The sequence below is a fragment of the Mycobacterium sp. IDUB_19 genome, assembly GCF_055419445.1.
The window spans coordinates 1-956 of the sequence record NZ_JBVAXR010000174.1 but is presented as its reverse complement, the minus strand read 5'-3'; the positions used below and the strand labels follow the sequence as shown (position 1 = coordinate 956).

2 protein-coding genes are annotated in these 956 nt (G+C 64.6%); one reads left to right on the top strand and one right to left on the bottom strand.

Annotated elements, in window-relative coordinates:
* Positions 1 to 527 (bottom strand): SAM-dependent methyltransferase (locus ACZY0B_RS27725; protein ID WP_463767420.1); only part of this gene is annotated, 527 nt, incomplete at its 3' end.
* A gap of 220 nt (positions 528 to 747) precedes the next feature.
* Here ACZY0B_RS27725 and ACZY0B_RS27720 point away from each other — a divergent pair.
* Positions 748 to 956, top strand: a 209-nt coding sequence (locus ACZY0B_RS27720) for a hypothetical protein (protein WP_463767419.1), incomplete at its 3' end; no start/stop codon positions are given.

Sequence of the window (956 nt, the reverse complement as noted above, 5' to 3'; positions counted from 1 at the left end):
GCAGACGGCATGGCGGGGTCGAACCCGCTGTCCCGCAATGCCTGTGGCCAATCGTCGCGCAGATCGACGGCGATCTCCCGGCGCTCGGCGCGCGGCTGGTCGCCGTGGCCGGCGAGCACCTCACGCTTGAAATCGAGGACCTGCGGGCGGTCCAACTCGAAGATCGTCGTCGCGGCGGGCCAATTCAGACGATAGGCGCGCGAGTCGAGTCCGGCCGCCAGGATGACGACCTGGCGCACGCCGGCTTCCGCGGCCCGCAGGAAGTATTCGTCGAAGTACTTGGTGCGAGCAGCCTGGAAGTTGACGAAATGGTCGCCGAAGTCGGCGCTCTTGAGCGGGTGGTCGGGTTCCTTGCCGTCGAGAACGTCGGCCGACGAACCGCCGACGGCACGACAGAAGACCTCCGCGTACTGGTCGACGACCAGCGGGTTGGGCTTTTGCGCCTCAAGCGCCCGCGCGGTCGCTACGAATAACGCCGTCGAACCGACACTTGTTGTGATGTCCCAGGTATCACCTTCACTACGCACCCCACCGACATTACGCCGCCACGCCGACACACGTTTCTCCCTGGGGTGCAACGGGTATTGGGCAAAGTTCAGGCCGCGCTGCTATCGGTCAAAAGCGCGGCGCACTGTCGCCGGTGGCAGCATTCATTCCCTCGCCGGGGTGGGGGGCGGCGGGCTAACATGGTCTGTGGTCGCACCAGTAGCGCGCGAGTCACACCTCGGTACGGGCGGTGAGAAAACAATGACCGGTACGCTCCACAACGAGCATCTCGAACACGATCATGCGCACGGCGAAGGATGCGGTCACGTCGCGGTCCCCCATGGGGATCACATCGACTATGTGCATGACGGCCACCTTCATCGGCAGCACGAAGGTCACTACGACGAATGTGAGCCCTCCGGCCACGCCGTACATGAGCCTCATGACCATCTGCACGGTCCGGGATGTGG